The 25384-nt window shown below is 65.7% G+C and carries 22 protein-coding genes and 1 other RNA gene; 6 read left to right on the top strand and 17 right to left on the bottom strand.

Annotated features, from left to right (window positions below; translation table 11 throughout):
- Positions 1-53 precede the first annotated feature (53 nt).
- From C662_RS02780 to C662_RS02765, 4 genes are all read right to left on the bottom strand, one after another.
- A complete protein-coding gene (locus tag C662_RS02780) occupies positions 54-1949 on the bottom strand; it encodes an SLC13 family permease (protein ID WP_002924709.1) in 1896 nt (631 codons plus the stop codon).
- Between the two features lie 51 nt (positions 1950-2000).
- Positions 2001-4709, bottom strand: a complete 2709-nt coding sequence (locus C662_RS02775; RefSeq protein ID WP_002924708.1) for a cation-transporting P-type ATPase — start codon at positions 4707-4709, stop codon at positions 2001-2003.
- A 123-nt stretch (positions 4710-4832) separates the two neighbouring features.
- A complete protein-coding gene (locus C662_RS02770; RefSeq protein WP_002924706.1) occupies positions 4833-6248 on the bottom strand; it encodes a hypothetical protein in 1416 nt (471 codons plus the stop codon).
- Positions 6249-6277: 29 nt separating this feature from the next.
- Positions 6278-7120, bottom strand: a complete 843-nt coding sequence (locus C662_RS02765; protein ID WP_002924704.1) for a nitroreductase family protein — start codon at positions 7118-7120, stop codon at positions 6278-6280.
- A gap of 280 nt (positions 7121-7400) precedes the next feature.
- Here C662_RS02765 and C662_RS02760 point away from each other — a divergent pair, with 280 nt between their 5' ends.
- Positions 7401-9092 (top strand): AMP-binding protein, encoded by a 1692-nt coding sequence (locus tag C662_RS02760; protein ID WP_002924702.1) that lies wholly within the window; start codon positions 7401-7403, stop codon positions 9090-9092.
- Positions 9093-9299: 207 nt separating this feature from the next.
- An RNA gene (gene ffs, locus C662_RS19885) (signal recognition particle sRNA small type) lies at positions 9300-9398 on the top strand.
- 60 nt (positions 9399-9458) lie between these two features.
- Here ffs and C662_RS02755 read toward each other — a convergent pair.
- Positions 9459-10361, bottom strand: a complete 903-nt coding sequence (locus C662_RS02755) for a ZIP family metal transporter (protein ID WP_002924696.1) — start codon at positions 10359-10361, stop codon at positions 9459-9461.
- Positions 10362-10573: 212 nt separating this feature from the next.
- Between C662_RS02755 and argB the strand changes: the two genes are divergently transcribed.
- Positions 10574-11476 (top strand): acetylglutamate kinase, encoded by a 903-nt coding sequence (gene argB / locus C662_RS02750; protein ID WP_002924686.1) that lies wholly within the window; start codon positions 10574-10576, stop codon positions 11474-11476.
- Positions 11477-11548: 72 nt separating this feature from the next.
- On the opposite strand, the gene C662_RS02745 is transcribed toward argB, so the two are convergent.
- Positions 11549-11986 (bottom strand): Hsp20/alpha crystallin family protein, encoded by a 438-nt coding sequence (locus tag C662_RS02745; protein ID WP_002924685.1) that lies wholly within the window; start codon positions 11984-11986, stop codon positions 11549-11551.
- A 58-nt stretch (positions 11987-12044) separates the two neighbouring features.
- Between C662_RS02745 and C662_RS20490 the strand changes: the two genes are divergently transcribed.
- Positions 12045-12257 carry a hypothetical protein gene (locus C662_RS20490; protein WP_232433204.1) on the top strand — a complete coding sequence of 71 codons (213 nt, stop codon included), beginning with the start codon at positions 12045-12047 and terminating at the stop codon, positions 12255-12257.
- Positions 12181-12360, top strand: coding sequence for a hypothetical protein (locus C662_RS19880; RefSeq protein WP_232433203.1), 180 nt, complete (start codon positions 12181-12183; stop codon positions 12358-12360). Before C662_RS20490 ends, C662_RS19880 begins: the two co-directional genes overlap by 77 nt.
- Here the strand turns inward: C662_RS19880 and C662_RS02740 are convergent.
- The 11 genes from C662_RS02740 to C662_RS02690 form a co-directional block, all read right to left on the bottom strand.
- Entirely contained in the window at positions 12299-12685 is a 387-nt protein-coding gene (locus tag C662_RS02740; protein WP_002924684.1) for a barstar family protein, read from the bottom strand. The genes C662_RS19880 and C662_RS02740 overlap by 62 nt on opposite strands.
- Complete coding sequence (locus C662_RS02735) at positions 12682-13044, bottom strand: ribonuclease domain-containing protein (protein WP_002924683.1); 363 nt, start codon at positions 13042-13044, stop codon at positions 12682-12684. The genes C662_RS02740 and C662_RS02735 overlap by 4 nt, the downstream gene beginning before the upstream one ends.
- A 56-nt stretch (positions 13045-13100) precedes the next feature.
- Complete coding sequence (locus C662_RS02730) at positions 13101-14747, bottom strand: tetratricopeptide repeat-containing response regulator (protein ID WP_002924682.1); 1647 nt, start codon at positions 14745-14747, stop codon at positions 13101-13103.
- Between the two features lie 150 nt (positions 14748-14897).
- Positions 14898-16697 (bottom strand): aspartate--tRNA ligase, encoded by a 1800-nt coding sequence (aspS, locus tag C662_RS02725; protein WP_002924681.1) that lies wholly within the window; start codon positions 16695-16697, stop codon positions 14898-14900.
- 94 nt (positions 16698-16791) lie between these two features.
- Positions 16792-17418: a DUF502 domain-containing protein gene (locus C662_RS02720; protein ID WP_002924678.1), complete on the bottom strand. Its 627-nt coding sequence runs from the start codon at positions 17416-17418 to the stop codon at positions 16792-16794.
- A gap of 40 nt (positions 17419-17458) precedes the next feature.
- Complete coding sequence (locus C662_RS02715; protein ID WP_002924677.1) at positions 17459-17722, bottom strand: FmdB family zinc ribbon protein; 264 nt, start codon at positions 17720-17722, stop codon at positions 17459-17461.
- Between the two features lie 129 nt (positions 17723-17851).
- A complete protein-coding gene (locus C662_RS02710; RefSeq protein WP_002924675.1) occupies positions 17852-18703 on the bottom strand; it encodes a prepilin peptidase in 852 nt (283 codons plus the stop codon).
- The gene (locus C662_RS02705; RefSeq protein WP_002924672.1) at positions 18704-19936 is read right to left on the bottom strand and encodes a type II secretion system F family protein; all 1233 of its coding nucleotides are present in this window, start codon (positions 19934-19936) and stop codon (positions 18704-18706) included. It abuts the gene before it with no gap.
- 19 nt (positions 19937-19955) lie between these two features.
- Entirely contained in the window at positions 19956-21674 is a 1719-nt protein-coding gene (gene pilB, locus C662_RS02700) for a type IV-A pilus assembly ATPase PilB (RefSeq protein WP_002924671.1), read from the bottom strand.
- A gap of 76 nt (positions 21675-21750) precedes the next feature.
- Entirely contained in the window at positions 21751-23043 is a 1293-nt protein-coding gene (locus C662_RS02695) for an HlyC/CorC family transporter (RefSeq protein ID WP_037984027.1), read from the bottom strand.
- Between the two features lie 77 nt (positions 23044-23120).
- Positions 23121-23954 (bottom strand): cytochrome C assembly family protein, encoded by an 834-nt coding sequence (locus C662_RS02690; protein WP_002924665.1) that lies wholly within the window; start codon positions 23952-23954, stop codon positions 23121-23123.
- A gap of 48 nt (positions 23955-24002) precedes the next feature.
- On the opposite strand from C662_RS02690, the gene ffh reads away from it, so the two are divergent.
- On the top strand, positions 24003-25373 hold the full coding sequence (ffh, locus tag C662_RS02685) for a signal recognition particle protein (RefSeq protein ID WP_002924663.1): 1371 nt from the start codon (positions 24003-24005) through the stop codon (positions 25371-25373).
- The last annotated feature ends 11 nt before the right edge of the window (positions 25374-25384 follow it).

Here is a 25384-nt window from a genome sequence, read left to right as displayed (position 1 = left end):
CCGGTTGAGCTTCTACCACCATGTAGCCGTGACCTGTGTCCGGCTGCCGAGGGTCAGCCGTGCAGTGGCCAGAAGAGCATGAGCAGGGGGATGGCGATCGCCACGACGAGAAGCTCGAGGGGTAGCCCGAGGCGCCAGTAGTCTCCGAAGCGAAAGCCGCCTGGGCCAAGGATCAGCGTGTTGTTCTGGTGCCCTATGGGGGTTAGGAAGGCGCAAGAGGCGCCGATCGCGACTGCCATCAGGAAAGGGTCGGCGCTTGCCCCCAGCGCGGCTGCGGTGCCGATCGCAATCGGGCACATCACCGCCGCGGTCGCGGCGTTGTTCATGAGGTCGGACAGGAACATGGTGACCACCATCACGAGAGTGAGGCCGACGATCGCGTCGCCGCGCGCCACACCCTCGAGCAAGGCGCGCGCGATGAGGTTGGCGCTGCCGGTCGACTCCATCGCCCCCGCGACCGGGATCAGCGCGCCCAGGAGCACGATCACCGACCAGTCGATGCTTTCGTACACCGCGCGCAGCGGCACGGTGCGCAGGGCCATCGAGGCAAGCACGCCGAGCGCGAAGGAGATTGCCGCCGGCAACAGGCCGAGGGCGGCGCCGCCGACCGCGAAGGCCATGACGAGCCCGGCGACCCAGGCCTTGCCGCGGTCGGGGATGCGCAAGTCGCGCCGCGCCAGTGGCACGCAGCCCGAGTCGGCGGCGAACTCGCTCAAGGCTTCAAGCGGGCCCTGCATCAGCAGCAGGTCGCCAGCCTGGATCTTCAGGGTCCTCAGCCGGGCCTTGGAGCGCGCGCCCTCGCGCGACACGGCAAGCAGGTTGAGGCCGTAGCGGGTGCGCAGCAGCAGGTCCTTGGCCGAGCGGCCGATGAGGCCGGCCTCGGGGCGGACGACGAGCTCCATCAGGGTGATCTCGTCGTCCTGGGGTGATCTGTCCGCTTCGGCTTCGGCGTCCTCGCCCTCGCGCCCGGCCTTGTGTCCGGCCTTCTCGCCGGCTTTGTCCTGACCGTGGTTCTTTTCGCCCTTGTCCTCCTGCCCGGTCTCGTCCTCCGCGCTCGACGAGCCGGCCTCCTCCAGTTTCAGCCCCAGCGTGGACAGGACCTCGGGCAGGGCGTCCGCCTCGGCCTCGATGACGAGGATGTCGCCCGCGAGCACCTTGCGCCCGGACTGGGGGGCGTTCATGCGAACCTCGTTGCGCACCAGGCCGATGACCTGCGCGTCGGCCCCGTCCAGCGTGCGCTCGATCTCGCGCAGGAGCAGGCCCGCCGCCTTGCTGTCGGGCAGCACGCGCACCTCGGTGACGTAGGCGCCGGTCTCGAAGCCTTCGGTGCTCGCCTTCTCGCGCGCGGGCACGAGGCGCCAGCCGAGCAGCACGATGAACAGGATGCCGCCGAGGGCGACGGCCAGGCCGATCGGGGTGAAGTCGAACATGGCGAAGCCGCCCGTGCCCTGCTGGGCACGGAAGCCGGACACGATCAGGTTGGGCGGGGTGCCGATCATCGTGGTCATGCCGCCGAGAATGGTGCCGAAGGCCAGCGGCATCAGCACCCGCCCGGGCGGCAGCGACAGGCGCCCGGCGAGTTGCATCGCCACCGGCATCAGCAGGGCCATCGCCCCCACGTTGTTCATGAAGCCCGAAAGCAGCGCCCCTAGGCCGACGAGCGCGGCCAGGCTTGCGGCCATGCCCGCCTTGGCGGGCAGCACGCGGGCGGCGAGCACATCGACTGCGCCCGAACTCTGCAGCCCCCGGCTGAGCACCAGCACGCAGGCCACGGTGACCACCGCCGGGTGGCCGAAGCCGGAGAAGGCCTCGGCGGGTGCGACCAGCCCGGCGAGTACGCAGGCGAGCAGGGCACCCGCCGCGACCATGTCGTGGCGCCAGCGCCCCCACAGGAACATGCCAACGGTGGCGGCGAGGATGAGCAGGATCAGGGACTGGTCGTGGGTCATCGCGTTTTCGGAAGAGGCACTACGCAGGCCGGTTCGCCCTCCGAAGGCGGCTTAACCCTGGGCGTTGAGCCGCCTGACCCAGGCCTTCTCCGCCTCGATGAGCAGGAACACCACTAGACCGATGCCCAGCGGCACCAGCCAGTGGCGCAGTTCGAGCGGCGCGGTGCCGAACCAGGTGTTCATGAACGGCAGGTACACGAAGCCCAGTTGCAGCAGCACCAGCACGCCCACCGCGATGAGCGCGGCGCGGTTGGTGAATAGCAACTCGGCGCGCAGGCTGGAGGCGACCAGGAAACGGCTGTTGAAGAGGTAGAAGGCCTGCGCGATGACCAGGGTGTTGACCGCCATGGTGCGCGCCACACCGAGCTCCATGTCGAGCATCAGCTCGACCTCGAACATGGCGATGGTGGCGCCGCCGATCAGAATCGACACGATCGCCACCCGCCACAGCATCACCCGGCCCATGATCGGCGCTCCCGGCTTGCGCGGCGGGCGCTGCATGACGCCGGGCTCGGCCGGCTCGAAGGCGAGCGCGAGCGCCAGGGTGACCGCCACCACCATGTTCACCCACAGGATCTGCACCGGAGTGAGCGGCAGCGTGAGGCCAAGCACCACCGCGGCGAGCATGACCAGGCCCTGGGCGCCGTTGGTGGGCAGGATGAAGAGGATGGCCTTGCGCAGGTTGTCGTAGATCGTGCGGCCTTCCTCGACCGCGCGCTCGATGGTGGAGAAATTGTCGTCGGCGAGCACGATCTCGGCGGCCTCCTTGGTGGCCTCGGTGCCCTTGATGCCCATCGCCACGCCGACGTCGGCGCGCTTGAGTGCGGGCGCGTCGTTGACGCCGTCGCCGGTCATCGCCACCACCTCGCCGCGCGCCTGCAGGGCCTTGACCAAGCGCAGCTTGTGCTCCGGGCTGGTGCGGGCAAAGATGTCGCAGTCATGGGCGATGGCCTTGAGCGCTTCGTCGCTGGCAGCCTCGATCTCGGCGCCGGTGATCACCTTGAGGCTGTCGGCCGTGCCCAGGCCCATTTCGATGCCGATCGCGCGTGCGGTGCCGGCATGGTCGCCGGTGATCATCTTTACGCGGATGCCGGCCTCGTGGCAGGACTTGATGGCGGTGATCGCCTCCGGGCGCGGCGGGTCGATGATGCCGATGAGGCCGAGGAAGACCATGTCCTCCTCCAGGTCCTCGATCTCCAGCGCGAGCTTGCTGTCGGGAACGTCGCGCGCGGCAGCGGCCAGCACGCGCAGGCCTTCGGCGCTGAGCGCATCGATCTGTGCCTCCCAGAAGCTGCGGTCGAGCGGCTCGAGCTCTCCGCTGGCGCCGAGTTCGTGGTGGCAGCGCTCGAGCAGGCGGTCGGGGGCGCCCTTGAGCAGGATCCGGCGCTGGCCAGCGGGGGTGGTGTTGAGCGTGGCCATGAACTTGTTGGCCGACTCGAAGGGGATGCTGGCGTGGCGCTCGTGGGTGTCGGCATCGAAACCGGCCTTGTGCGAAAGCGTGCGCAGCGCGCCTTCGGTCGGTTCGCCGGTAACCCGCCACTGGCCGTCTTCCTCGGCGACGTGGGTGTCGTTGGCCACTGCGACGACCTCGATCACGGCGTGCAGGTGACCGTGGCTGTCGATACTGGCGGCGCGGCCCTCGAGGGTGATCTCGCCCTCGGGGCGGTAGCCGGTGCCGCTGACGTCGTAGAAGCCGCCGCGGGTGACGACGTGGCGGGCGGTCATCTCGTTCTTGGTCAGCGTGCCGGTCTTGTCCGAGCAGATCACGGTGACCGAGCCCAGGGTCTCGACCGCGGTGAGTTTGCGCGTGATGGCGTTGCGCTGTGCCATGCGCTGCACGCCAAGGGCGAGCGTGATGGTGAGGATGGCGGGCAGGCCCTCGGGAATGGCCGCCACCGCGAAGCCGATCGCGGCCAGGAAGACCTCGGCCAGCGGGAAGTCGTGCAGGCTCACCCCGATCACCAGCATCAGCAACGCAAGTGCGACGATGACCACGGACAGGACCTTGCTGAACTGCGCCATCTGCCGGGTGAGTGGCGTCTGCAGGGTCTGCACTTCGGCAATCATGCGATTGATGCGGCCGAGTTCGGTGTTGGGGCCGGTGGCGGTGACCACGCCGATACCGCGTCCGGCGGCCACCAGGGTGCCTGAGTAAGCCATGCCGAAACGGTCGCCGACGCCGGCATCTGCGGCCACTGGCGCGGTATTCTTGTCTGCTGGCACGGACTCGCCGGTGAGGGCGGACTCCTCGATACGCAGATTGGTGGCCTCGATCAGGCGCAGGTCGGCGGGTACGCGGTCGCCCGAGCGCAGGCGCACGATGTCGCCCGGCACCAGGCCGTCGGCCTCGACCTCGGACCATTGGTCGTCACGCCGCGCGTGGGCATGCACCGACAGCATCTTGCGGATGCCTTCGAGGGCTTCCTCGGCCTTGCCTTCCTGGATGAAGCCGATGATGGCGTTGATGACCACCACGCCGAGGATGACGCCGGTGTCGATCCAGTGCCCGAGCAGCGCGGTGATGCCGGCTGCGGCGATCAGGATGTAGATGAGGATGTCGTGGAAGTGCTTGAAGAAGCGCTTGAGCAGCCCGTCCTTGGGTGGCTGGGGCAGGCGGTTGGGACCGACCTCGGCGAGGCGGCGGGCCGCCTCCGCGTTGCTCAGGCCCTTGCCTCTGGCGCCGAGCTGGTCGAGGACGGCATCGGCTTCGAGGGCGTGGGGGCGGTCGATCTGCAGTTGGACGGGGGGATTGAGGCTCATGCGCTTGCTCGCGAGTTAGCCCGTTGGGGGGCGGTGTTGATGTTGCGGCGCAATAAAGAGCATGCCGTTGTCGCGAAAGTTCCGCAAGCGCGCAGCGCGGTTGGCGTGCGCGCGGCCGCCGGGCTATTCGGTGTCGTAGCCCAGCAGTCGCGATTCGATGATGCGTTTTGCAACGCCCTCGGGCACATCGGCTTCCCACTCGCCGCGACCGCGGCGCAGGCCGGCGAGTACCTCGGCGATATCGATGTGGAGATGGCTGTCGTCACGCGGCTGCACGGCCACCAGCTTGTCGTTCGCCTTCAGGTAGGCCAGCAGGTGGCGCAGGTTCTCCGGTACCTGCACGTTGTCGAGGGTGACGGTGGCGGCGGCGTCGGTGCCGCGCGGACGCGAGGGGTAAACGTACACGTGGGTGTTGTCAGGGAAGAGCTTGCCGAAGGCCTCCAGGATGCCGCCCTCGAGACCTTCGTAGTACTTCTCATCGAACAGGAACTGGAAGTCGCGCACGGACAGCACGATGCCGATCGGCTTCTGCGTGTAGCGTCGCAGGTAGGCGCGCAGGCGGAAGAAGCGCACGTAGTCGGAGATCATCACCGTGTAGCCCTGCGAGGCGAGCAGGTCGATGCGGGCGAGGAAGTCGGCGCCGTCAACGTTATCGCCGCTGATCAGCGAGTTCATCGTTACTTCGGCCAGCGACAGGATCTCGTTCTCGTCCACCGCGGCGAGCTGGCTGAACTGGCGCAGGCCGGCGCTCATCATGTCCACGTTGACGTAGGTCACCGGCTTGAAGCTGCCGCGCATCACCATCACGGGCTTGCGGTAGAAGAGCTCGCCCGGCACCACCACCTCGCCCTGAGGGTTGAACACCACCGCCCGCGTGAGCCAGCTGCGGATCAGGTGCAGGTTCATCAGGCGGTTCTCGACTTCCTCGAAGTAGGGGCCGGAGAAGTGGATGAGGTCGACCTCGATGCGCTCTGAGCCGAGCCCGTCGGCCAGACCCTCGACGATCCACTCCGGATTCTGGTGGTGGAAGAAGGCGCCGTGGATGAGATTGACGCCAAGGATGCCGAGCGCTTCCGACTGCAGCGCGTTGTCGTTGTCGAGCATGCGCACGTGCATGATCACGTCGCTCGGCTCGGCGCCCGGGTGCAGCTGAAGGCGGATGCCGACCCAGCCGTGGCATTCGTTCTTCTGCTTGAAGCTGCGCGCGGTGACGGTGGCCGCATAAGCGAAGAAGGTGGTGTTCTTGGCGCGCACGTGGGCGAGGCGGGCGACGACCTGGGTGAACTCCTTGTCCAGCATCTGCAGCAGGCGAGCGCGGCTCACGTAGCGGTCGACATGGCCGTAGATGTCGTCGCTCACCGCCATGTCGTAGGCCGACATGGTCTTGGCGATGGTGCCCGCAGCCGCGCCGACCTGGAAGAAGCGGCGCGCCACTTCCTGGCCGGCGCCGATCTCGACGATCGAGCCGTACTTGTACTTGTCGAGGTTGACTGCGAGGGCCTTCTGGTCGGTGGTCAGGGAAGTGTTGCGGCTGCGCATGGCGTTCTCCGGCGAATGCGGGCGGGGGATTACTTGAGCTTGAAGCCGAGTGCGTGCAGGGCCTCGACCAGGCGGTCGCGCCCGGAGAGACTCTCTGGTCCCGCGATGCGCTTTGCGGAATGGACGTCCCAGGTGCCATGCACTTTCATCTGTTGTGCTTCGTAGAACCGCGCCATCGCCTGGTTGTAGGCTTCGATCCCGGCGTCCAGCGGGGCCTGGCGATAGCGTTCGTGATGCAGCACCACCGACTGCGCGGGGCGGGGCTTGACCGCTGCAGGCTTGGTGGGGTCGGGCCTGCCGACGCACATGCCGAACACTGCGAACACTTCGCTCGGTAGCCCGAGCAGCGTTGCAACCTGCTCGGGCTGGTTGCGCATGCCGCCGATATAGACGGTGCCCAGACCGAGCGACTCGGCAGCAGCCGCCGCGTTTTGCGCGGCCAGCGCGGCGTCGATCACCGCGGTCAGGAATAGCTCGGTGTAGTCGAGTCCTGCCGAGGGGCGTCCGAGCTGGGCGGCAACGTGTCTCAGGCGGGCGAGGTCCGCCAGCCACACCAGTTGCAGTGGGGCCTCGCGGACATGAACCTGGTCGCCGGCACAGTGCGCCAGCTGCGCGCGGGTGTCGGCGTCACGCACCGCCACCACCGACCACAGGTTGAGGTTGGACGAACTCGCGGCCGATTGCGCCGCGGCGATGATGGCGGCAAGTTCCGCCTCGCTGACCGGGTCGGGCAGATAGGCGCGCACCGACCGATGCGACAGGAGCTGCTCGATGAATGGGTTCAGCGCGTCGGCGGCAGGGCATGCTGTGCTGCCATAGCGCGCCTCCAGGCCTGGATGAGGTGCGCGATGGGGGCCAGGTGTGACGGACATGGGCGCTCCGCTCGAGTGGGCAAACCATGCGAGTATAGCGACTCTGCCGCGGCAGCCGAAGATAACTCGGCGCTCGTGCACGTGCCGTGGATACGGCCGCTTGCGGTGGAGGGCAGAAATCCGGGCGCGATTTGATCTCGGTCGTTGCATTACGTTAACGTCAACGTAAAATTCCGGCCCTGGAGGCCGGCGTGACGACAGTGGATGCCCCTGGCGCAGGGGGTGAAGCCGCCCCGGTCACGCAATATCGATTTCAATGACGTCCTGGAGAGGAGAGCACATGAGCGCTGTTACCGAGTTCCTGGCTGCACGCGACTTCCTGCTGCAGCATCGCAGCGACTACGCCACCGCCTATGCCGGCTTCAAGTGGCCGCAACTCAAGGAGTTCAACTGGGCGCTGGACTACTTCGACACCATGGCCAAGGGTAACGACAGCCCGGCACTGTGGATCATCGAGGAGGACGGCAGCGAGTCGAAGCTGTCCTTTGCCGAGATGTCGGCGCGCTCGAACCGCGTCGCCAACTGGCTGCGCAAGCAGGGCGTCAAGCGCGGCGAGCGCATCCTCATCATGCTCGGCAACGAAGTGCCGCTGTGGGAGACCATGCTCGCCGCGGTCAAGCTCGGGGCAGTGGTGATCCCGGCGACCACGCTGCTGACCCCGGATGACCTGGTGGATCGCGTCGAGCGCGGCCAGGTCAAGCATGTGGTGATCGGCAAGGCGCACACCGACAAGTTCGAGAATCTCCCTGGCGCCTTTGGCCGCATCGCAGTGGGCGGCGCGCCCGCTGGCTGGAAGGCCTTCGAAGAGGCCGCGGCCGAATCCGACCAGTTCACCCCGGACGGCGTGACCCGCGTCGACGACCCGCTGCTGCTTTACTTCACCTCGGGTACCACCTCCAAGCCCAAGCTGGTGCTGCATACCCACCAGTCCTACCCGGTCGGCCACCTGTCGACGATGTACTGGATCGGCCTGAAGCCCAACGACCGTCACATGAACATCTCCTCGCCGGGCTGGGCCAAGCACGCCTGGAGCTGCTTCTTCGCGCCCTGGAACGCCGGTGCCTGCGTGTTCCTGTACAACTACAACCGCTTCAATGCCAAGGCCCTGCTCGACGTGCTGGTGAAGTACGAAGTCACCACCATGTGTGCGCCCCCGACCGTATGGCGCATGCTGATCCAGCAGGATCTGGCCGCGGTGAAGACCAAGCTGCGCGAACTCATCGGCGCCGGCGAGCCGCTCAACCCCGAAGTGATCGAGCAGGTGAAGAAGGCCTGGGGCATCACCATCCGCGACGGCTTCGGCCAGACCGAGACCACCGCGCAGATCGGCAACACGCCCGACCAGCCGCTCAAGCCTGGCTCCATGGGCCGCCCGCTGCCCGGCTACAGGATTGCCCTGCTCGACGCCGACAGCAAGCCTTCGGTCGAGGGCGAGGTCTCGCTGGTGATGGGCGAGCATCGTCCTGTCGGCCTGATGGTCGGCTACTCGGGTGATCCGGCCAAGACCGCCGAGGTCATGCGAGACGGCCACTACCGCACCGGCGACGTTGCCAGCATCGACGAGGAAGGCTACATCACCTACGTCGGTCGCGCAGACGATGTGTTCAAGGCCTCTGATTACCGCATCAGCCCCTTTGAACTCGAGAGCGTGCTCATCGAGCACCCCGCGGTGGCCGAAGCCGCAGTGGTGCCGAGCCCGGATCCGGTGCGCCTGGCTGTGCCCAAGGCCTTCGTGATCCTGGTCGCCGGCCAGGAGCCCAGCAAGGAGCTCGCCAAGGACATCTTCGCCTTCACCCGCGAACGCCTGGCCCCGTACAAGCGCATCCGCCGCCTGTCCTTCGCCGACCTGCCCAAGACCATCTCGGGCAAGATCCGCCGGGTGGAGTTGCGCAAGGCCGAAGAGGCGCGTGGCGAGGCGGCTCGCGGCGAGCTCGAGTTCTTCGAAGAGGACTTCCCCGAGCTCAAGGGCTGACGACGCCTGTGGCGAGCTTCCCCTAGCGCCCCCCGCGGCGCGTGCCGCCTTCAGACCCTCGCGGCTCGCGCCGCTCCCACCGGGGTAAGCGCGAGGCGAGGTGCTGTAGGAGCGGCGCCAGCCGCGAGCTGTTCAGCCGGGGAGAATCTCGCTGCCGTACATTGGCGGTCGCCCGGCGCGGCGTTGTGCTGCTACAATGCCGGCCGTGGCGGGTCTCCCCGCATTGCAGCGCGGTGAACCTGGTCAGGGCCGGAAGGCAGCAGCCACAGCCGTTTCCTGCAAGTGCCGGGGGTCAGGCTCGCCACCCTCATTTCTGAACGACGAAGGGCGCCCATTGCGGCGCCCTTCGTTTTTTCGTGCCCGTGCTCAGCCGAGCAGCGTGTCCATCACCATCATCAGCACGAAGCCCACCATCAGCCCGGCCGTGGCGAGTGTCTCGTGGCCACGGCGGTGCGACTCCGGGATGATCTCGTGGCTGACCACGAACAGCATCGCACCTGCTGCGCCTGCCAGCCCCCAAGGCAGGATCATCGCCGACACCGACACCATCATCGAGCCGGCGATGGCAGCAATCGGCTCGATCAGCCCGGACATCGCGGCGACGCCGAAAGCCAGCCAGCGGCTGTAGCCGGCCGAGACCAGGGCGATTGCCACGATCAGACCTTCGGGGACGTTCTGCAACGAGATCCCTGCGGCCACTGCGTCGCCCGAACCGACTCCACTGCCATTGAGGCCTGCGGCCACGCCGATGGCCAAGCCCTCGGGGATGTTGTGCACCGCGATCGCGAACACGAACAGCCACACCGCGCCGGCGCTGCGGCGGCCTTCGGGGGCATGGGTGTGGGGCAGGGCGCGGTCCATCGCCAGCAGCCCGCCAGCGCCGAGCAGCACGCCGAACGCGACCAGGGTGATGGCGCTGAGCGCCGACCCGGTTTGCGCCTGGGCAGCCTCGAAGGCAGGCAGCAGCAACGAGAAGATGCTGGCCGCAAGCATCACACCCGCCCCGAAGCCAAGCAGCATGCCCTGCACGCTGGCGCCGATGCGCCGCACCACCAGCAGCGGTGCGGCGCCGAGCGCAGTGGCGGCTGCGGCCATCGCGCCACCGGAGACGGCACCGGACACCGGGAGTTCGAAGCCTTCGATGCTGCGCACGAACTGCGCGACGATCAGGGCAAGGCCGGTGAGGGCGATAAGCCAGCCACTGAGCGCGCGCAACGCGCCGGCCGGGCTGGCTGGCTGGAAATGCAGGCGGGCAACTTTGTCGACCATGATCGGGCTCCTTCACGAGGCGGTGAACGCCCCACACAGAATCAGTATGGAATTGCTGTGTCGATAGCTCCAATTAAATGATTTCAATCTGTCGATTGCTTCAGGGTATGCGAAGGGGCGTGGCGACTCGATTTGTGCACTGCGGTTACGTGCTGCTTTCGGTTCGCACGGCGGGCCACTAGAATCCGGCTGTTCGCTCAAGGAGTTTCCCGATGACCCAGACCGCCCTCCAGCAAGACGTAACCCCCGCCCGCAAGGCCGAGATCCTGGCCGAGGCCCTGCCCTACATCAAGCGCTTCTTCGACAAGACCATCGTCATCAAGTACGGTGGCAATGCGATGACCGACCCTCACCTCAAGGACTGCTTCGCGCGCGACGTCGTGTTGCTCAAGCTGGTCGGCCTGAACCCGGTGGTGGTGCACGGGGGCGGCCCGCAGATCGAGAACCTGCTTGCCCGTGTCGGCAAGAAGGGCGAGTTCATCCAGGGCATGCGCGTGACCGATGCCGAGACCATGGAAGTGGTGGAGATGGTGTTGGGCGGTCAGGTCAACAAGGAGATCGTGAACCTGATCAACAAGCACGGTGGCAAGGCTGTGGGCCTGACTGGCAAGGACGCCGGCTTCATCCGTGCCAAGAAGCTGCTGATGCAGAAAAAGGACGCGCCCGAGGGAGATCTGATCGATGTTGGCCAGGTGGGTGAGATCACTGGCATCGATCCCAGCCTCATCGCCTTCCTGGACCAGGGCGACTTCATCCCCGTCATCGCGCCGATCGGTGTCGGTGAGGAGGGCGAGACCTACAACATCAACGCTGACGTGGTCGCGGGCAAGCTGGCCGAGATCCTCAAGGCGGAGAAACTGGTGCTGCTCACCAACACTCCCGGCGTGCTCGACAAGGCGGGCAACCTGCTCACCGGGCTGACGCCGCGCCAGATCGACGATCTGGTGGCCGACGGCACGCTGTCGGGCGGCATGTTGCCAAAGATCGGTTCGGCGCTGGATGCGGCGCGCAACGGCGTGAAGTCGGTGCACATCATCGACGGCCGCGTGGAGCATTGCCTGTTGCTCGAGATCCTGACCGACCACGGCGTCGGCACGATGATCAAGAGCAAGTAAGCGCTCGCTTCCAGGTCAGCAAGAAAAACGGCGGCCTTGGCCGCCGTTACCTTACTCGAGACGCCGCGACGCTCAGTCGATGGTCAGCCGCTTGGCCTGAGCCTCGGCCTTCTTCGGCAGCTTGAGTTCGAGCACACCATCGTTGAACCGGGCCGAAGCCTTGGCTTCGTCGATCTCCTGGCCAAGCTGGAAGCTGCGCGAGACCTTGCCGAAGTAGCGTTCGGTGCGCAGCACCTTCTCGCCGTCCTTGACTTCCTTCTCCTGCTTGCGCTCGGCACTGATCGACACCACAGGGCCGTCGATATGAACGTGGATGTCTTCCTTCTTCATTCCCGGCAGTTCGGCATGGACCTCGTAGGCGTCGGTGTTCTCCCGGACGTCGACACGCATCTGCGGGGCGTCGGCACTCACGTTGGCGACGTTGCTGCCGCCGAAGTCGACCGGGCGAACGAAGAAGCCACGGAAGAAGTCCTCCAGCGGGTCGGGACGGCGGGTGAGGTTGTTGCTCATGGCGCGATCTCCTGTGTTCGATGTTTGCCGGTCGATCCCGGCCTCAACACGAATATAGGTGCTCGCGATCGCATTTCAAGACCGGCGAGTCCCCCAGTTGCAAGCCGCTATTCAAAGGCGCTTCGAGCATGAATTCAAAGCCTGCACCTTCGACCAACCGCTGTCCGCGCTGCGCTGCGACGTTCACCTGCGGCATGCAGGCGGGCGACGCGGCATGCTGGTGCGCAGCCTTTCCGTCGGCATTCGCGGTGCCTTCTGTGGGCTCTGTTGATCCGGCCTTGGGGTGCTACTGCCCGCGTTGCCTTGCCGAGCTTATCGATCAGAAGCGGGCGCTGCAGGGTGGGGCGGCGGAGACTCCGGTGCAAGATCGCTGAACACCACTTCGAAGGTGATGCCTTCTTCGGCCCACCACGCGGCGGCGGTGTCGAGGACCTCCACCGCGGTCGCCAGCGTTTCGGGGTCGGCCGCACGCAGTGCCTCGGCGTGGGTGAGGATGATTCGATAGCCGGGTGCCGGCAACCATGAAAGGTCGGTCAGGCAATCTGCCAGTGCATCCCAGTTGTGACCGAACCAGTCCGGGAACTGCAGCGCGCTGGCGAGGCGTGCGAGCAGCGTTGCCTTGTCCCTGCAGTCGCTGAGGTCGATGCGGCATTCGAGGGCCGCATCGGCGGTGTTGAAGCTTGGGGCGTCGGCTGTCATGGCAGTGCTTCGATCTGGCGGAAACTGCGGTAGTGGTCGGCGGTGTAGTAGAACACTTCGGGAGGGTCGCCGCCGGTGACGATGCGGCGCGCGCCGCGATCGCGTGCGCCGGGCGTGGGGACCGTGTATTCGCGATAGTAGCCGCGTGGCTTGATGGGCAGCAGGCGCTCGCGATTCTGGAAGGTGGTGCCATCCTTGCGATACGGGAAGGGGCCGCCGCGCTGAATCAGGGCAAGCGTCTCGATTGCCTCCGCGGGCAGTCCGGCGTGCGAGGGCAGGGTGCTGCGAGAGTCGGCGGGTGAACAGGCGGTGAGCAGGCCGAGCAGGCCAAGCAGCAGGAGCAAGCGACGAATCAGCATCCGGGTTACCTGATGGGGCTGCAAAAGGGGTAAGGAAAGCGGCAAGGAAAAGTGGGTCAGGCGGTGCGCGTCTTCTGCATCACGCGCTCGGGGCGGATGCCGTAGCGCTTGATCAGTTCGTGCATGAAGGCGGTGATGGCCGCTAGGCGCGGATTCGCGGGGGACAGGCGCTGGGCACGCTGAATGAGGTTGCGGGCCTGGACGGCGAATGCATCATTCCAGCCGCGGTGCTCGATGTGGCGCAGTAGCGCGAGGGCGGCATTGAACAGCACATGCGGATTGCCCGGCATCTTGCGGGCGGCGTTCATCATCTCGCTCACCGCGCCTTCGTAATCACCAGCGTGGGCTTTTTCTGCGCCCGTGGTGACAAGCGACTTCACCTCGGCCTGTATCTGAGCCTCGATTTCACGGGAGAGCTGGTCGAGGCCACGTGCCTTCAAGGCCGCGCGCGTCGTCTCGAGCGTGCGATCATCGGCCGAGGTGCGCATCAGGTCGGCGAGCAGGGCGCTGCCCTGGTCGTCGAGCTGCTGGTCGAGGCAGGAACTGATCAGATCCTGGCGCAGTGCGACCGACAGTTCGCGAATACGGTCGCCGTGGCGCAGGGCGCTGACCATCGCCTGGCGGGCGGCGGCCTTGTCCTGCTGGTGCGCGTGCAGCAGGGCGTTGCCAACGGCGGCGCACAGCTCGCCCTTGGCCTGCCTGCCCATGTTGCGTTCGAGGTCGTTCAGCGTGCTGCGTGCATCATCCACCTTCTGCTGTGCGAGCTGGGCCTGGAGCAGGCGGATGTGATCCTCGGGGTCGCGGAACTCCGAGTACTTGCCGCGCTGAACGACCTCGGCCAGGTTGCGCTCCGCGCTTGCCGCATCACCGGTCGATAGTGCAAGGGTACCCAACTGGCGCAGGCGGCGGCTGCGGTAGGGCGACAGGCTGGTCGCCTTCTCGAGGGTCGTGCAGGCTTGTTCCGGACGGCCGGTTTCCTCGTAGAGGCGCGCGAGCAGTTCGTAGGCCTCGATGAAGCGCTCGTGACGGGCGAGAACCTCGTCGAGCACGTGCTCGGCCCCGATGTAGGCCTTCCTGAGCAGCAGCATGCGGGCGAGGCCGAGCACCGCCCAGGGGATGCTGCGTGCGGACAGGATCTCGCGGTAGCGCGATTCGGCCTCCGCGACCTGGCCGATGCTGGCGTGCAGCTCTGCCTCCAGCCGCATGAAATCCACCAGAAGCGTCGGATGTTCGTCGCGCGCGATGCGGCAGTATTCGATTGCGCCCACCGGGTCGCCGATACGCATCAGTTGCCACGCGGGCAGGAAGGCATCGCGTTTTTCGAGTGCGCGCAGCAGCCGCACGCGAAGCGTCTCCGCGGTCAGCGGCTTGAGGATGTAGTCGTTGGGTAGCAGCTCGCAGGCGCTTGTGACGCGCTCGTAGTTGCGCTCGCCGGTGATCATCACGAACAAGGTGTCGAGCGGGATGATCTCGTGCTGGCGCAGGTCTTCGAGCAGGTGCTGACCATCCTGGCCATCGCCCAGGTTGTACTCGCACAGGATGAGGTCGAAGCGCTGCTCGCGCAGCTTGCGCATCGCCATCGTCGCCGACACGGCGAACTGCGGTGATTCGACGCCAATGGAGTTCAGCATCGTGCGCAGCTGCGTGCGCATCGTCGCCTGGCTCTCGACAACGAGAACATCGATCTCGTGGGGCAGCAGCATGGGGTGCTCGGTCTCGCGGTCAAAGGCACGATTGAGCGTGCAATGACCATAGATTACGGCAGCCGACGCAAAGGCTGAAGCCCCTGCGGCAGGAAATGGGGGACTTCCTCGCCGCAGGGGCTTGCGGTGGTGCTGTTGCGGCCTGTCGTCTCAGTCGCGGCTGATCTCGACATCGGTCTGCACCTTCTGGCGCAGGCGGATGTGCAGTTCGCGCAGCTGCTTCTCGTCCACGCTGCTCGGCGCGTCGGTGAGCAGGCACTGGGCGCGCTGGGTCTTGGGGAAGGCGATCACGTCACGGATGGATTCGGCGCCGGTCATCATGGTGACGATACGGTCGAGGCCGAAGGCCAGCCCGCCGTGCGGGGGCGCGCCGTACTTGAGCGCGTCGAGCAGGAAGCCGAATTTGGCCTGCTGCTCCTCGGCGCCGATGTTGAGCGCCTCGAACACGCGCGCCTGCACGTCGGCGCGGTGGATACGCACCGAGCCACCGCCGATTTCCCAGCCGTTCAACGCGAGGTCGTAGGCCTTGGCCAGGCACTCGCCAGGGTTGGACTCGAGCAGGTCGATGTGCTCGTCCTTCGGGCTGGTGAAGGGGTGGTGGCAGGCGGTCCAGCGCTTGTCGTCCTCGTCGTACTCGAACATCGGGAAGTCGACCACCCACAGCGGGCACCAGGCTTCGCCCGTCACATAAGCCTTCTCGTGGCCGAGCTTGATGCGCAGCGCACCCATCGCGTCGTTGACCACCTTGGTCTTGTCGGCGCCAAAGAAGATGAGGTCGCCCGACTGCGCACCGGTGCGCTCGAGGATGGTACGCAGCGCGGTCTCGTGCAGGTTCTTGACGATCGGCGACTGCAGGCCCTGCTCGTTGGGCTGGGTGACGTCGTTGACCTTGATGTAGGCCAGGCCGCGGGCGCCGTAGATGCCGACGAACTTGGTGTACTCGTCGATTTCGCCGCGGGTGAGGCTGTTACCGCCGGGAACACGCATGGCCGCGACGCGGCCGCCCGAGGTGGCGGGGCCGCTGAAGACCTTGAAGGCGACGTCCTGCACCGCGTCGGTGACGTCGGTGAGCTCGAGCGTCACGCGCAGGTCGGGCTTGTCGGAGCCGTAACGGCGCATCGCCTCGGCATAGGTCATGCGCGGGAAGGGCGCGGGCAGCTCGACCGCCATCGCTTCCTTGAACACGAAGCGGATCATCTCTTCTACCAGGGCGGTGATCTCGTGCTCGTCCATGAAGGACGTCTCGAGGTCGACCTGGGTGAACTCGGGCTGGCGGTCGGCGCGCAGGTCCTCGTCGCGGAAGCACTTGACGATCTGGTAGTAGCGGTCGTAACCGGCCACCATCAGCAACTGCTTGAAGAGCTGCGGCGACTGCGGCAGGGCGAAGAACTGGCCCGGGTGCACCCGCGACGGTACCAGGTAGTCGCGTGCGCCTTCCGGCGTGCTCTTGGTGAGCATCGGCGTCTCGACGTCGATGAAGCCGGCTGCGTCGAGGAAGCGGCGGAAGGCCATCGTGGTCTTGTAGCGCAGCATCAGGTTCTTCTGCATCTGCGGGCGGCGCAGGTCGATGACGCGGTTGGTCAGGCGCACCGTTTCGGACAGGTTGTCGTCATCGACCTGGAAAGGCGGCGTGGCCGCGGCGTTGAGCACCTCGATGTCGTGGCACAGCACCTCGATCTCGCCCGAAGTGAGGTTGGCGTTCTCGGTGCCGGCCGGGCGGCGACGTACCTTGCCGCTCATCTTGAGGACGAACTCGCTGCGCACCGATTCGGCAGTCTTGAACATGTCGGCGCGGTCGGGGTCGCACACGACCTGAACCAGGCCCTCGCGGTCGCGCAGGTCGATGAAGATCACGCCGCCGTGGTCGCGGCGGCGATGCACCCAACCGCAGATGGTGACGATCTGGTCGAGTTCGGCAGCGGTGACTTTGCCGCAGTAGTGAGTTCGCATGTGAAGATTCCGGGCAGGTTGTGCGGCGCAGGGCGCCGCTTCGATTCAATGGCTTGTGTTCGCTTCGGGGGGTTCCGGGCCTATCCCGCGCTCATCATTCGTTGAGCAGGGCGGCACGCGCCTGCGGCCTGCGCGGCGGCGGTGCGACCACCCCCATGGAGATGATGTACTTGAGCGCTTCATCCACGCTCATGTCGAGCTCGATGACGTCGGCGCGCGGCATCATCAGGAAGAAGCCCGAAGTCGGGTTGGGCGTGGTTGGAACATAGACGCTGACGTAGTCTCCGACCAGGTGCCTGGCCGCATCGCCGCCGGGCTGGCCGGTCAGGAAGGCGATCGTCCATGCGCCCTGGCGCGGGTACTGCACCAGCAAGGCCTTGCGGAAGGCCTGGCCGCTGCTGGAAAACAGCGTATCGGAGACTTGTTTGACGCTGTAGTAGATCGACTTCACCACCGGGATGCGGGCGAGCAGCGCCTCCCACAGCTTGACCAGCTTCTGGCCGAGCACGTTGGCAGCCACCAGTCCGGTGAGGAACACGATCAGCAGGCTCGCGACCACGCCGACGCCGGGGACGTCGAAGCCCATGTAGTCACGCGGCTGGAAGCCGTTGGGCAGCCAGAGCAGGATTGCGTCGAGGGTGCTGACGATCCAGGCCAGCACCATGAAGGTGATTGCTAGCGGGATCCAGATCAGCAGCCCGGTGATGAAGTATTTTTTCACGTCGTGACCGTATCGATCCCGCTGTCTTGTGCGCGTGCGCTCAGTGGCAGGCGCAGCCACCGCCGGCACAGGCCGGTGCGGTGGGGGTTTCGGTCGGGGATGTCGCTGCCGGGGCGGTGCTGCCGCCCTTGAAGTCGGTTGCGTACCAGCCCGAACCCTTGAGCTGGAAGCCGGCTGCGGAGAGCAGTTTGGCATAGCCCTGGCTGCCGCAGGACGGGCAGGTGCTCAGCGGTTGATCGCTCATTTTCTGCAGGTGTTCCTTCTGGAAACCACAGCTCGGACAACGGTATTCGTAGATGGGCATGACGAGCTCCCGAAAACAAGTGCGCAAGTCTAACGCAATGCAGCATAAGGAAAAAGCGCGCCGGGTAAGCCGCAGCGCGCTGGTGATATGGGGGTGCCCGCAGTGTCTTTCAAGCGCGCCGCGGGCGCCTCAGAGCAGGGCCAGGTAGTGGCTGGTGAGCCGTTCGCCCCAGAACAGGGCGATCAGCCCTGCGGCTGCCAGGTAGGGGCCGAAAGGGATGGGGACGTTGCGGCCGTGGCGGGCGAACAGGATGAGCACGATACCTACCGCCGCGCCGACCAAGGAGGAGAGCAGGATGGTCAGAGGCAGTACCTGCCAGCCGAGCCAGGCACCGATCGCGCCGAGCAGCTTGAAGTCGCCATAGCCCATGCCCTCCTTGCCCGTGGCGAGCTTGAACAGCCAGAACACCGACCACAGCACCAGGTAGCCCGCCATGGCGCCCACCACGGCATCGGCAAGCTCGGTGTAGGTGCCGGCGAGGTTGAAGGCCAGGCCGAGCCAGAGCAGGGGCAGTGTGATGTCGTCGGGAAGAAGCTGGGTGTCGAGGTCGATGAAGGTGAGCGCGACCATTGCCCAGACGAAGAGCAGGGCGCCCAGCGCGGCGAGTCCGAATCCGAAGTGCCATGCCGCATAGCCCGACAGCAGCGCCGTACAGGCCTCCACGATGGGGTAGCGCTTGCTGATGCCGGCGCCGCAGTGTCGGCAGCGGCCACGCAGCAGGACGTAGCTGACCACGGGGATGTTCTCGAGTGCGCTGATCTGGTGGCCGCAATGAGGGCAGCGCGAGCGCGGCGTCGCGAGGTTGAAGCGCTCGCCTTCAGTGGCCGCCTCCCCGCGTAATTCCGCCGCCTGGGCATGCCAGTCGCGCTCCATCATCTTTGGCAGGCGGTGGATGACGACGTTGAGGAAGCTGCCCACGAACAGGCCCAGCAGTGCAGCGAGGCCTGCGAATACGAGCGGGTCTTGCAGCAGGGCCTCCATCTAGCCGACCACCGCGCCGATCTTGAAGATGGGCAGGTACATCGCGACCACCAGGCCGCCGATCACCGTGCCCAGGAATACCATGATCAACGGTTCGAGCAGTTGCGACAGGCCGGCGACGGCGTCGTCCACCTCCTGTTCGAAAAAGTCGGCGACCTTGCTCAGCATCGAATCGAGCTGGCCTGACTCTTCGCCGATCGACACCATCTGGACCACCATCGTTGGGAAGACCTCGGCGTTCTGCATGGCAATGGTCAGGCTGGTGCCGCTGCTGACCTCGGACTGGATCTCGCGCGTCGCAACCAGATACACATGGTTGCCCGAGGCGCCGCCTACCGAATCGAGCGCCTCGACAAGCGGCACCCCCGCGGCGAACATGGTCGACAGCGTGCGCGTCCAGCGTGCGACCGTTGCCTTGCGGATGATGGGGCCGATCACCGGGAAGCGCAAAATGGCCTTGTCCAATGCGATCTGCATGGCCGTCGAGCGCTTGTAGCTCCAGGCGATCGCCGCAATGGCTGCGAACAGGCCGCCAAAGATGAGATACCAGTAGGCAACGAAGGCATCCGAGATCGCGATCACCATCTCCGTTGGCGCCGGCAGGTCCGCACCGAAACCGGCGAACACGTTCTTGAACTCGGGAATGACGAACAGCATCATGATCGAGATCACCAGGCCGGCAACCACGACCACCGCAGCGGGGTAGAACAGCGCCGACTTGATCTTGCTCTTGATGGCGAGAATCTTTTCCTTGTAGGTCGCGATGCGGTCGAGCAGGGAGTCGAGGATGCCCGCCTGTTCGCCAGCGGCGACGAGATTGCAGAACAGCTTGTCGAAATGCTGAGGGTGCTTGGCAAAAGCCTGCGACAGGTTGGAGCCGGTCTCGACGTCGTTGCGGATATCGTTGAGCAGGCGCGAAAGCGCCGGGTTGGCCGAACCCTTCATGCCGATATCGAAGGCCTGCAGCAGCGGTACGCCGGACTTCATCATGGTGGCGAGCTGGCGGGTGAAGAGCGCGATGTCCTTGTCGCTGATGCGGCCACCACGAGACATCTTCTGCTTCTTGACCTTGCTGACCTGGATGCCCTGGCGGCGCAGCATCGCCTGGACCATGGCGTCGCCGTTGGCACGGATCTCGCCGCGAACGACCTTGCCAGTCTTGTCCTTGCCCTCCCAGGTGTATAGGTCTTCCTTGGGACCCTTGGCACGTGGTGCCCGGCTTGCTGTGGCCATGAGATCGGATGTCCTTGTTCTATTCGTTGGTCGTCGCCAGGACTTCTTCGAGCGAGGTTATACCCTGCTTGACCTTGAGAAGCCCGGACTTGCGCAGGTCGCGCACGCCTTCGCGTTCCGCCTGCGCCGCGATGTCCATCGAGTTGCCGCCGGTCATGATGATGTGGGCGATCTCCTCGCTGATCGGCATGACCTGGTAGATGCCCAGGCGCCCCTTGTAGCCACTGCCCTTGCAGCGGTCGCAGCCGACCGGCCCCATGGGTTGCCAGCTGCCGTCCAGTTCCTCGGCGCTGAATCCCGCCTCGATGAGCGCCTCGAAGGGAATGTCCGCGGCCTTCTTGCACGAGCATAGCCGGCGCGCGAGGCGCTGTGCCGTGATGAGGATCACCGACGATGCAATGTTGAACGGCGCCACGCCCATGTTCTTGAGTCGCTCGAGCGTGGTGGGGGCGTCGTTCGTGTGCAGGGTCGACATCACCAGGTGGCCGGTCTGCGCCGCCTTGATCGAGATCTCCGCGGTCTCGAGGTCGCGAATTTCACCGACCATGATGATATCGGGATCCTGGCGCAGGAAGGCCCTGAGTGCGACCGAGAAGGTGAGCCCCGCCTTCTCGTTGACGTTGACCTGGTTGATGCCGGGCAGGTTGATTTCGGCCGGGTCCTCTGCCGTGGAGATATTCACGCCCGGCTTGTTGAGCAGGTTGAGGCAGGTGTAGAGCGACACGGTCTTGCCCGAGCCCGTCGGGCCGGTGACGAGGATCATGCCGTAGGGGCGCTCGACCGCTGCGAGCAGCGCCTTGCGCTGGTCGGGCTCGTAGCCGAGCGCATCGATGCCGAGCATCGCCGAGCTCGGGTCGAGGATGCGCATGACGATCTTCTCGCCATGCAGTGTCGGCAGGGTCGATACGCGAAAGTCGATGGCCTTGTTCTTTGACAAAACCAGCTTCATGCGGCCGTCCTGGGGGACGCGTCGCTCGGAGATGTCGAGGCGCGAGATCACCTTGATGCGGGCAGCGATCTTCTCCTTGAGTACCAACGGCGGCTGGGCGATGTCGCGCAGGATGCCATCGGTGCGTACGCGGATGCGATAGAACTTCTCGTAGGGCTCGAAGTGGATGTCGGAGGCCCCCTCGTTGATTGCGTCGATCAGGACCTTCTGGATGAACTTGACGACGGGGGCGTCATCGACCTCTGAGGCCTCGTCCTCGTCGCGCTGCTGCTGCGCAGGCGTGTCCTGCTGCAGCAGGTCCATGTCGAAGGCTTCACCCGTGAGGTCGCGCAGCGTGTCCGCCGCGGATTCGACCAGCCCATCGATGACGCGCTTGAGCTTGTCGGCCTCGGCGATCACGAGGTCGAGCTGCATTCCGGTCTGGAAGCGGATCTCGTCAAGCGCCCGCATGTTCGACGGATCGGCGGTAGCCAGCGTGAGGCGATTCTGGCGTTTGGCCAGAGGTGCGATCTGGTGCTTCTGTATCAGCTTGCGATCGACTGCGTCACGTGCGTATGAGGAGGCGTCGACCGCTGCGATGTCGAGCAGGGGGTAACCGAAGGTCTCGGCCGCAAAACGCGCCATGTCGGCGCACTTCATCAGGCCGCGGCTGGCGACCTCGAGGATGAATGCGTTGCTGCCCTCGTTGGCATGGGAGGAACAGGCCTGCGCATCTGCTTCCTGCAGATGTCCGTGCTGTATCAGTGCCCTGGCGAACCCGCTCAGGGTCGGTTTTGTCGCTGCCGCCATGCCATGCTCTTGTCCGGAGTGCGGCGGATGTTGCACCGCGCACCCGCCCTTGTAAAGGTTTGCGAGGTGTCGAGCGTCATGGTCCGTTCCTTTCTGCCTGTGTCGGAGCGAGGGGGCGGAACAGTCGCGCCGTGCGGATCATGCGGTCCTGGGTCTGCACGACCTCGATCGGCGTGTCGGCAATCTTCATCGATACGCCGGCTTCCGGGATGTCCTGAAGGTACTCGATGATCAGCCCGTTGAGTGTCTTGGGACCGTCAGTGGGCAGCGCCAGGTCGAGGCGGCGGTTGAGCTCGCGCAGGTTCGCCGAGCCGTCCACCAGCACGTTGCCTTCCTCGCTCCAGGCCATGCGGTTGCCGGCATCAGGGATGCTGGTGGTGAATTTGCCGATGAGTTCCTCGATGATGTCCTCCAGGGTGATCAGGCCGAGGATCTCGCCATACTCATCGACAACGAAGGCCAGGCGCTGCTGGTTTTCCTGGAAGAACTGGATCTGCGAATAGAGTGGGGTGTCGGCGGGAACGAAGTAGGGGCGGGTGAGCAACTCGCGGATGCGCTCCACCGAGAAGGTGTCCTGGAGTGTGTCGCTGAGCAACCGGCGCTGGTGGAGTACGCCGATCACATGCTCGCTGTCACCGTCGTACACCGCGAGGCGGGTGTGGAAGCTGGTGGCAATCTGGCGGCGGAGCTGTTCCTCCGGGTCGCTGAGGTCGATCGCCTCGATGGCGCCGCGCGGCGTCATCACGTCCTCGACCGTGATGTTCTCGAGGTCGAACAGGTTAACCAGCATGCTGCGGTGCTTGTGCGGTATGTACTGGCCGGAGTCGATGACCATGGCGCGCAGTTCATCGATTGATAACGCACCGTTGTCGCCTTCCTTGGGCTGCAGGCGGATCGTCCATAGCAGGCCGCGGGAGAACAGGTTGACGAACCACACCACGAAATAGAACGCGCGCAGCAGGCCGGCGAGCGGGTAGGCCACGATGGGTGCGAGGCGATCGGCGTAGGTTGCACCAATGACCTTGGGCGTGATCTCCGCGAAGACGAGGATGGCGAAGGTGACGAGCAGGGTGGCGACGCCGAGCGCCCAGCGCTCGTTGCCGAACAACTCGAGCGTGATCACGCTCACCAGTGTTGCGGCGGCGGTGTTCACCAGGTTGTTGAACAGCAGGATGACGCCTAGCAGGCGGTCCGTTTTCGCCAGCAGGTCAAGCGCCAGTGTGGCGCCGGTGTTGCCCTGGCTGGCCAGGGAGCGCAGCCGGTAGCGGTTGGCTGCCATCATGACCGTCTCGGACATCGAGAAGCAGCCGGAGAGAACGAGCAGCACGACCAGGGCTGCGGCCTGCAACGTCAGGGTGAGATCCGACACGGAGCGGTAAGGGAGTGGAAAGCGTCCGAGTATTGGTGCCGGCTAGGACGCTGTCAACCTGGGGCCGACCTTGATGCTCAGTACGGGCTCTTGAGTACGACCTCGATCACGAAGCGGCTGCCGACGTAGGCCAGCATGAGGGCCACGAAGCCAGCGAGCGTCCACCGCAGCGCGATCCGGCCACGCCAGCCCCACAGCCGGCGGCCGACCAGCAGGCTGCCGAACAGCAGCCAGGAGATGAACGCGAAGATGGTCTTGTGATCCACGCGCAGGGCCTGGCCGAACAGGGACTCGGAGAACAATACGCCGCTCGCCAGCGTCAGCGTCAGCAGCACGAAAGCGATGCTGATGAGCCTGAACAGCAGGGCCTCCATCGTGAGCAGCGGCGGCAAGCCCGACAGCAGACGGCTGAAGCGTGCGTTGTGCAACTGGCGGCCGGCGACCGCCATCAGCATCGCGTGCAAGGCTGCAAGCGTAAACAGGCTGTAGGCCAGCATGGCGACGACGAAGTGTGCGCGGAATGCTGGGGATGCCGCGTTGGTGAGCACGTGCTCGCCGGGGAAGACTAGCGGCACCAGGCTGGCCACCGCGCCCGCCGGCATGACCACGGCGTGGAGCCCGTCGAGTCGCGTGTACAAGGTCTCGACCCAGTAGAAGCAGACGGCCAGCCACACCATCAGCGATAGTGCGACACCGAAACCGAAACGCATCTCGTTGCCCGGGAAGATCCCCACATGCAGGGCGAAGCCGTGTGCGAGCAGCGCGAGCAGCAGCAGGCCGCGTTCTCGACCGCTCATGCATTCGCGACGGGTGCCGGGGGTGGCTTTGCCGAGCATGCACTGGCGCCAGAACAGGACGCCGATGCCGGCATAAAGCGAGGCGGGAAGCAGATGAAGTAGAATTGTGCGCATACGTAGCTGCAGTTTACTCCAAGTCACGCGCCCAAGGCCTGCCCCAGAATGCTCGACAATCTCACTCAACGCCTGTCCAAAGTCGTCAAGACGCTGCGCGGCCAGGCCCGCCTGACCGAAGACAACATCCAGGACGCGATGCGCGAGGTGCGCATGGCCCTGCTCGAGGCCGACGTCGCACTTCCCGTGGTCAAGGATTTCGTCGCCCGCGTCAAGGAAAAGGCCGTCGGCCAGGAGGTCGTCGGTTCGCTGACGCCCGGCCAGGCGCTGGTGGGCGTGGTCCACGACGAACTGAAGGCGCTGATGGGCGGGGCCCACGAGGGCCTGAACCTGTCGACCCAGCCGCCGGCCGTGGTGCTGATGGCCGGCCTGCAGGGCGCAGGCAAGACCACAACCACCGGCAAGCTTGCCAAGCTGTTGCACGAAGAGCACAAGAAGAAGGTGCTGGTGGTGTCGGCGGACGTCTATCGACCGGCGGCCATCGAGCAGCTGAAGACCGTGGCCGCGCAGGCCGGCGTGGGCTTCTTCCCGTCTTCGGCCGAGCAGAAGCCGGTGGATATTGCGCTTGCCGCGCTCGATCACGCGCGCAAGCACCACATGGACGTCCTCCTCGTCGACACCGCGGGCCGGCTGGCGGTCGATGAGGCGATGATGGCCGAGATCAAGGCCTTGCATGCGGCGGTAACGCCGATCGAGACCTTGTTCGTGGTCGACGCCATGCTGGGCCAGGATGCCGTCAATACCGCGCGTGCCTTCAACGAGGCCTTGCCCCTTACCGGCGTCGTGCTCACCAAGCTCGATGGCGATTCGCGCGGCGGTGCAGCCCTGTCGGTGCGCCACGTCACCGGCAAGCCGCTCAAGTTCGCTGGTGTCGGCGAGAAGCTTTCCGGGCTCGAGCCCTTCCACCCCGACCGTATGGCCAGCCGTATCCTCGGCATGGGCGACATTCTCGGGCTGGTCGAGGAAGCCCGGCGCGGGGTCGACGAGGAAAAAGCCCGTGCTTTCGCGCAAAAGCTCAAGACCGGGAAGGGTTTCGACCTCAACGACTTCAAGGAGCAGATCGCCCAGATGCGCAAGATGGGTGGCCTGGCTTCGATGATGGACAAGCTGCCCGCGCAGTTTGCGGCGGCCGCCGACAAGCTTCAGGGCGGGGCAGAGGAAAAGGCGATCAGCCGCATCGAAGGCATCATCAACTCGATGACGCCGCTCGAACGCAGCAAGCCCGAACTGCTCAAGGCCAGCCGCAAGCGTCGTATCGCCGCGGGTGCGGGTGTGACGGTGCAGGAGGTCAACCGCCTGCTCAACCAGTTCGAACAGACGCAGAAGGTGATGAAGCAGTTCTCCAAGGGCGGCATGGGCAAGATGATGCGAGCCATGAAGGGCATGATGCCCGGCGGCTTCCCGGGGCTGCCGCGCTGAGTGGAGGAGCC

It is taken from the genome of Thauera sp. 28, assembly GCF_000310145.2.
Taxonomy (GTDB): Bacteria; Pseudomonadota; Gammaproteobacteria; order Burkholderiales; family Rhodocyclaceae; genus Thauera; species Thauera mechernichensis.
Note: the sequence above shows the minus strand (reverse complement) of the source record. Positions and strands in the feature narration are given on the sequence as shown.

Excerpts from the sequence above, each read along its gene's own strand:
- C662_RS02760 (WP_002924702.1), top strand. The coding sequence starts at position 7,401 with ATGAGCGCTGTTACCGAGTTCCTGGCTGCACGCGACTTCCTGCTGCAG.
- argB (WP_002924686.1), top strand. The coding sequence starts at position 10,574 with ATGACCCAGACCGCCCTCCAGCAAGACGTAACCCCCGCCCGCAAGGCC.
- C662_RS02745 (WP_002924685.1), bottom strand. The coding sequence starts at position 11,986 with ATGAGCAACAACCTCACCCGCCGTCCCGACCCGCTGGAGGACTTCTTC.
- C662_RS02735 (WP_002924683.1), bottom strand. The coding sequence starts at position 13,044 with ATGCTGATTCGTCGCTTGCTCCTGCTGCTTGGCCTGCTCGGCCTGCTC.
- C662_RS02775 (WP_002924708.1), bottom strand. The coding sequence starts at position 4,709 with ATGAGCCTCAATCCCCCCGTCCAACTGCAGATCGACCGCCCCCACGCC.
- ffh (WP_002924663.1), top strand. The coding sequence starts at position 24,003 with ATGCTCGACAATCTCACTCAACGCCTGTCCAAAGTCGTCAAGACGCTG.
- C662_RS02705 (WP_002924672.1), bottom strand. The coding sequence starts at position 19,936 with ATGGCCACAGCAAGCCGGGCACCACGTGCCAAGGGTCCCAAGGAAGAC.
- C662_RS02770 (WP_002924706.1), bottom strand. The coding sequence starts at position 6,248 with ATGCGCAGCCGCAACACTTCCCTGACCACCGACCAGAAGGCCCTCGCA.
- C662_RS02780 (WP_002924709.1), bottom strand. The coding sequence starts at position 1,949 with ATGACCCACGACCAGTCCCTGATCCTGCTCATCCTCGCCGCCACCGTT.
- aspS (WP_002924681.1), bottom strand. The coding sequence starts at position 16,697 with ATGCGAACTCACTACTGCGGCAAAGTCACCGCTGCCGAACTCGACCAG.
- C662_RS02715 (WP_002924677.1), bottom strand. The coding sequence starts at position 17,722 with ATGCCCATCTACGAATACCGTTGTCCGAGCTGTGGTTTCCAGAAGGAA.
- C662_RS19880 (WP_232433203.1), top strand. The coding sequence starts at position 12,181 with ATGCAGGCGGGCGACGCGGCATGCTGGTGCGCAGCCTTTCCGTCGGCA.
- C662_RS02755 (WP_002924696.1), bottom strand. The coding sequence starts at position 10,361 with ATGGTCGACAAAGTTGCCCGCCTGCATTTCCAGCCAGCCAGCCCGGCC.
- C662_RS02765 (WP_002924704.1), bottom strand. The coding sequence starts at position 7,120 with ATGTCCGTCACACCTGGCCCCCATCGCGCACCTCATCCAGGCCTGGAG.
- C662_RS02710 (WP_002924675.1), bottom strand. The coding sequence starts at position 18,703 with ATGGAGGCCCTGCTGCAAGACCCGCTCGTATTCGCAGGCCTCGCTGCA.
- C662_RS02730 (WP_002924682.1), bottom strand. The coding sequence starts at position 14,747 with ATGCTGCTGCCCCACGAGATCGATGTTCTCGTTGTCGAGAGCCAGGCG.
- pilB (WP_002924671.1), bottom strand. The coding sequence starts at position 21,674 with ATGGCGGCAGCGACAAAACCGACCCTGAGCGGGTTCGCCAGGGCACTG.
- C662_RS02690 (WP_002924665.1), bottom strand. The coding sequence starts at position 23,954 with ATGCGCACAATTCTACTTCATCTGCTTCCCGCCTCGCTTTATGCCGGC.
- C662_RS02740 (WP_002924684.1), bottom strand. The coding sequence starts at position 12,685 with ATGACAGCCGACGCCCCAAGCTTCAACACCGCCGATGCGGCCCTCGAA.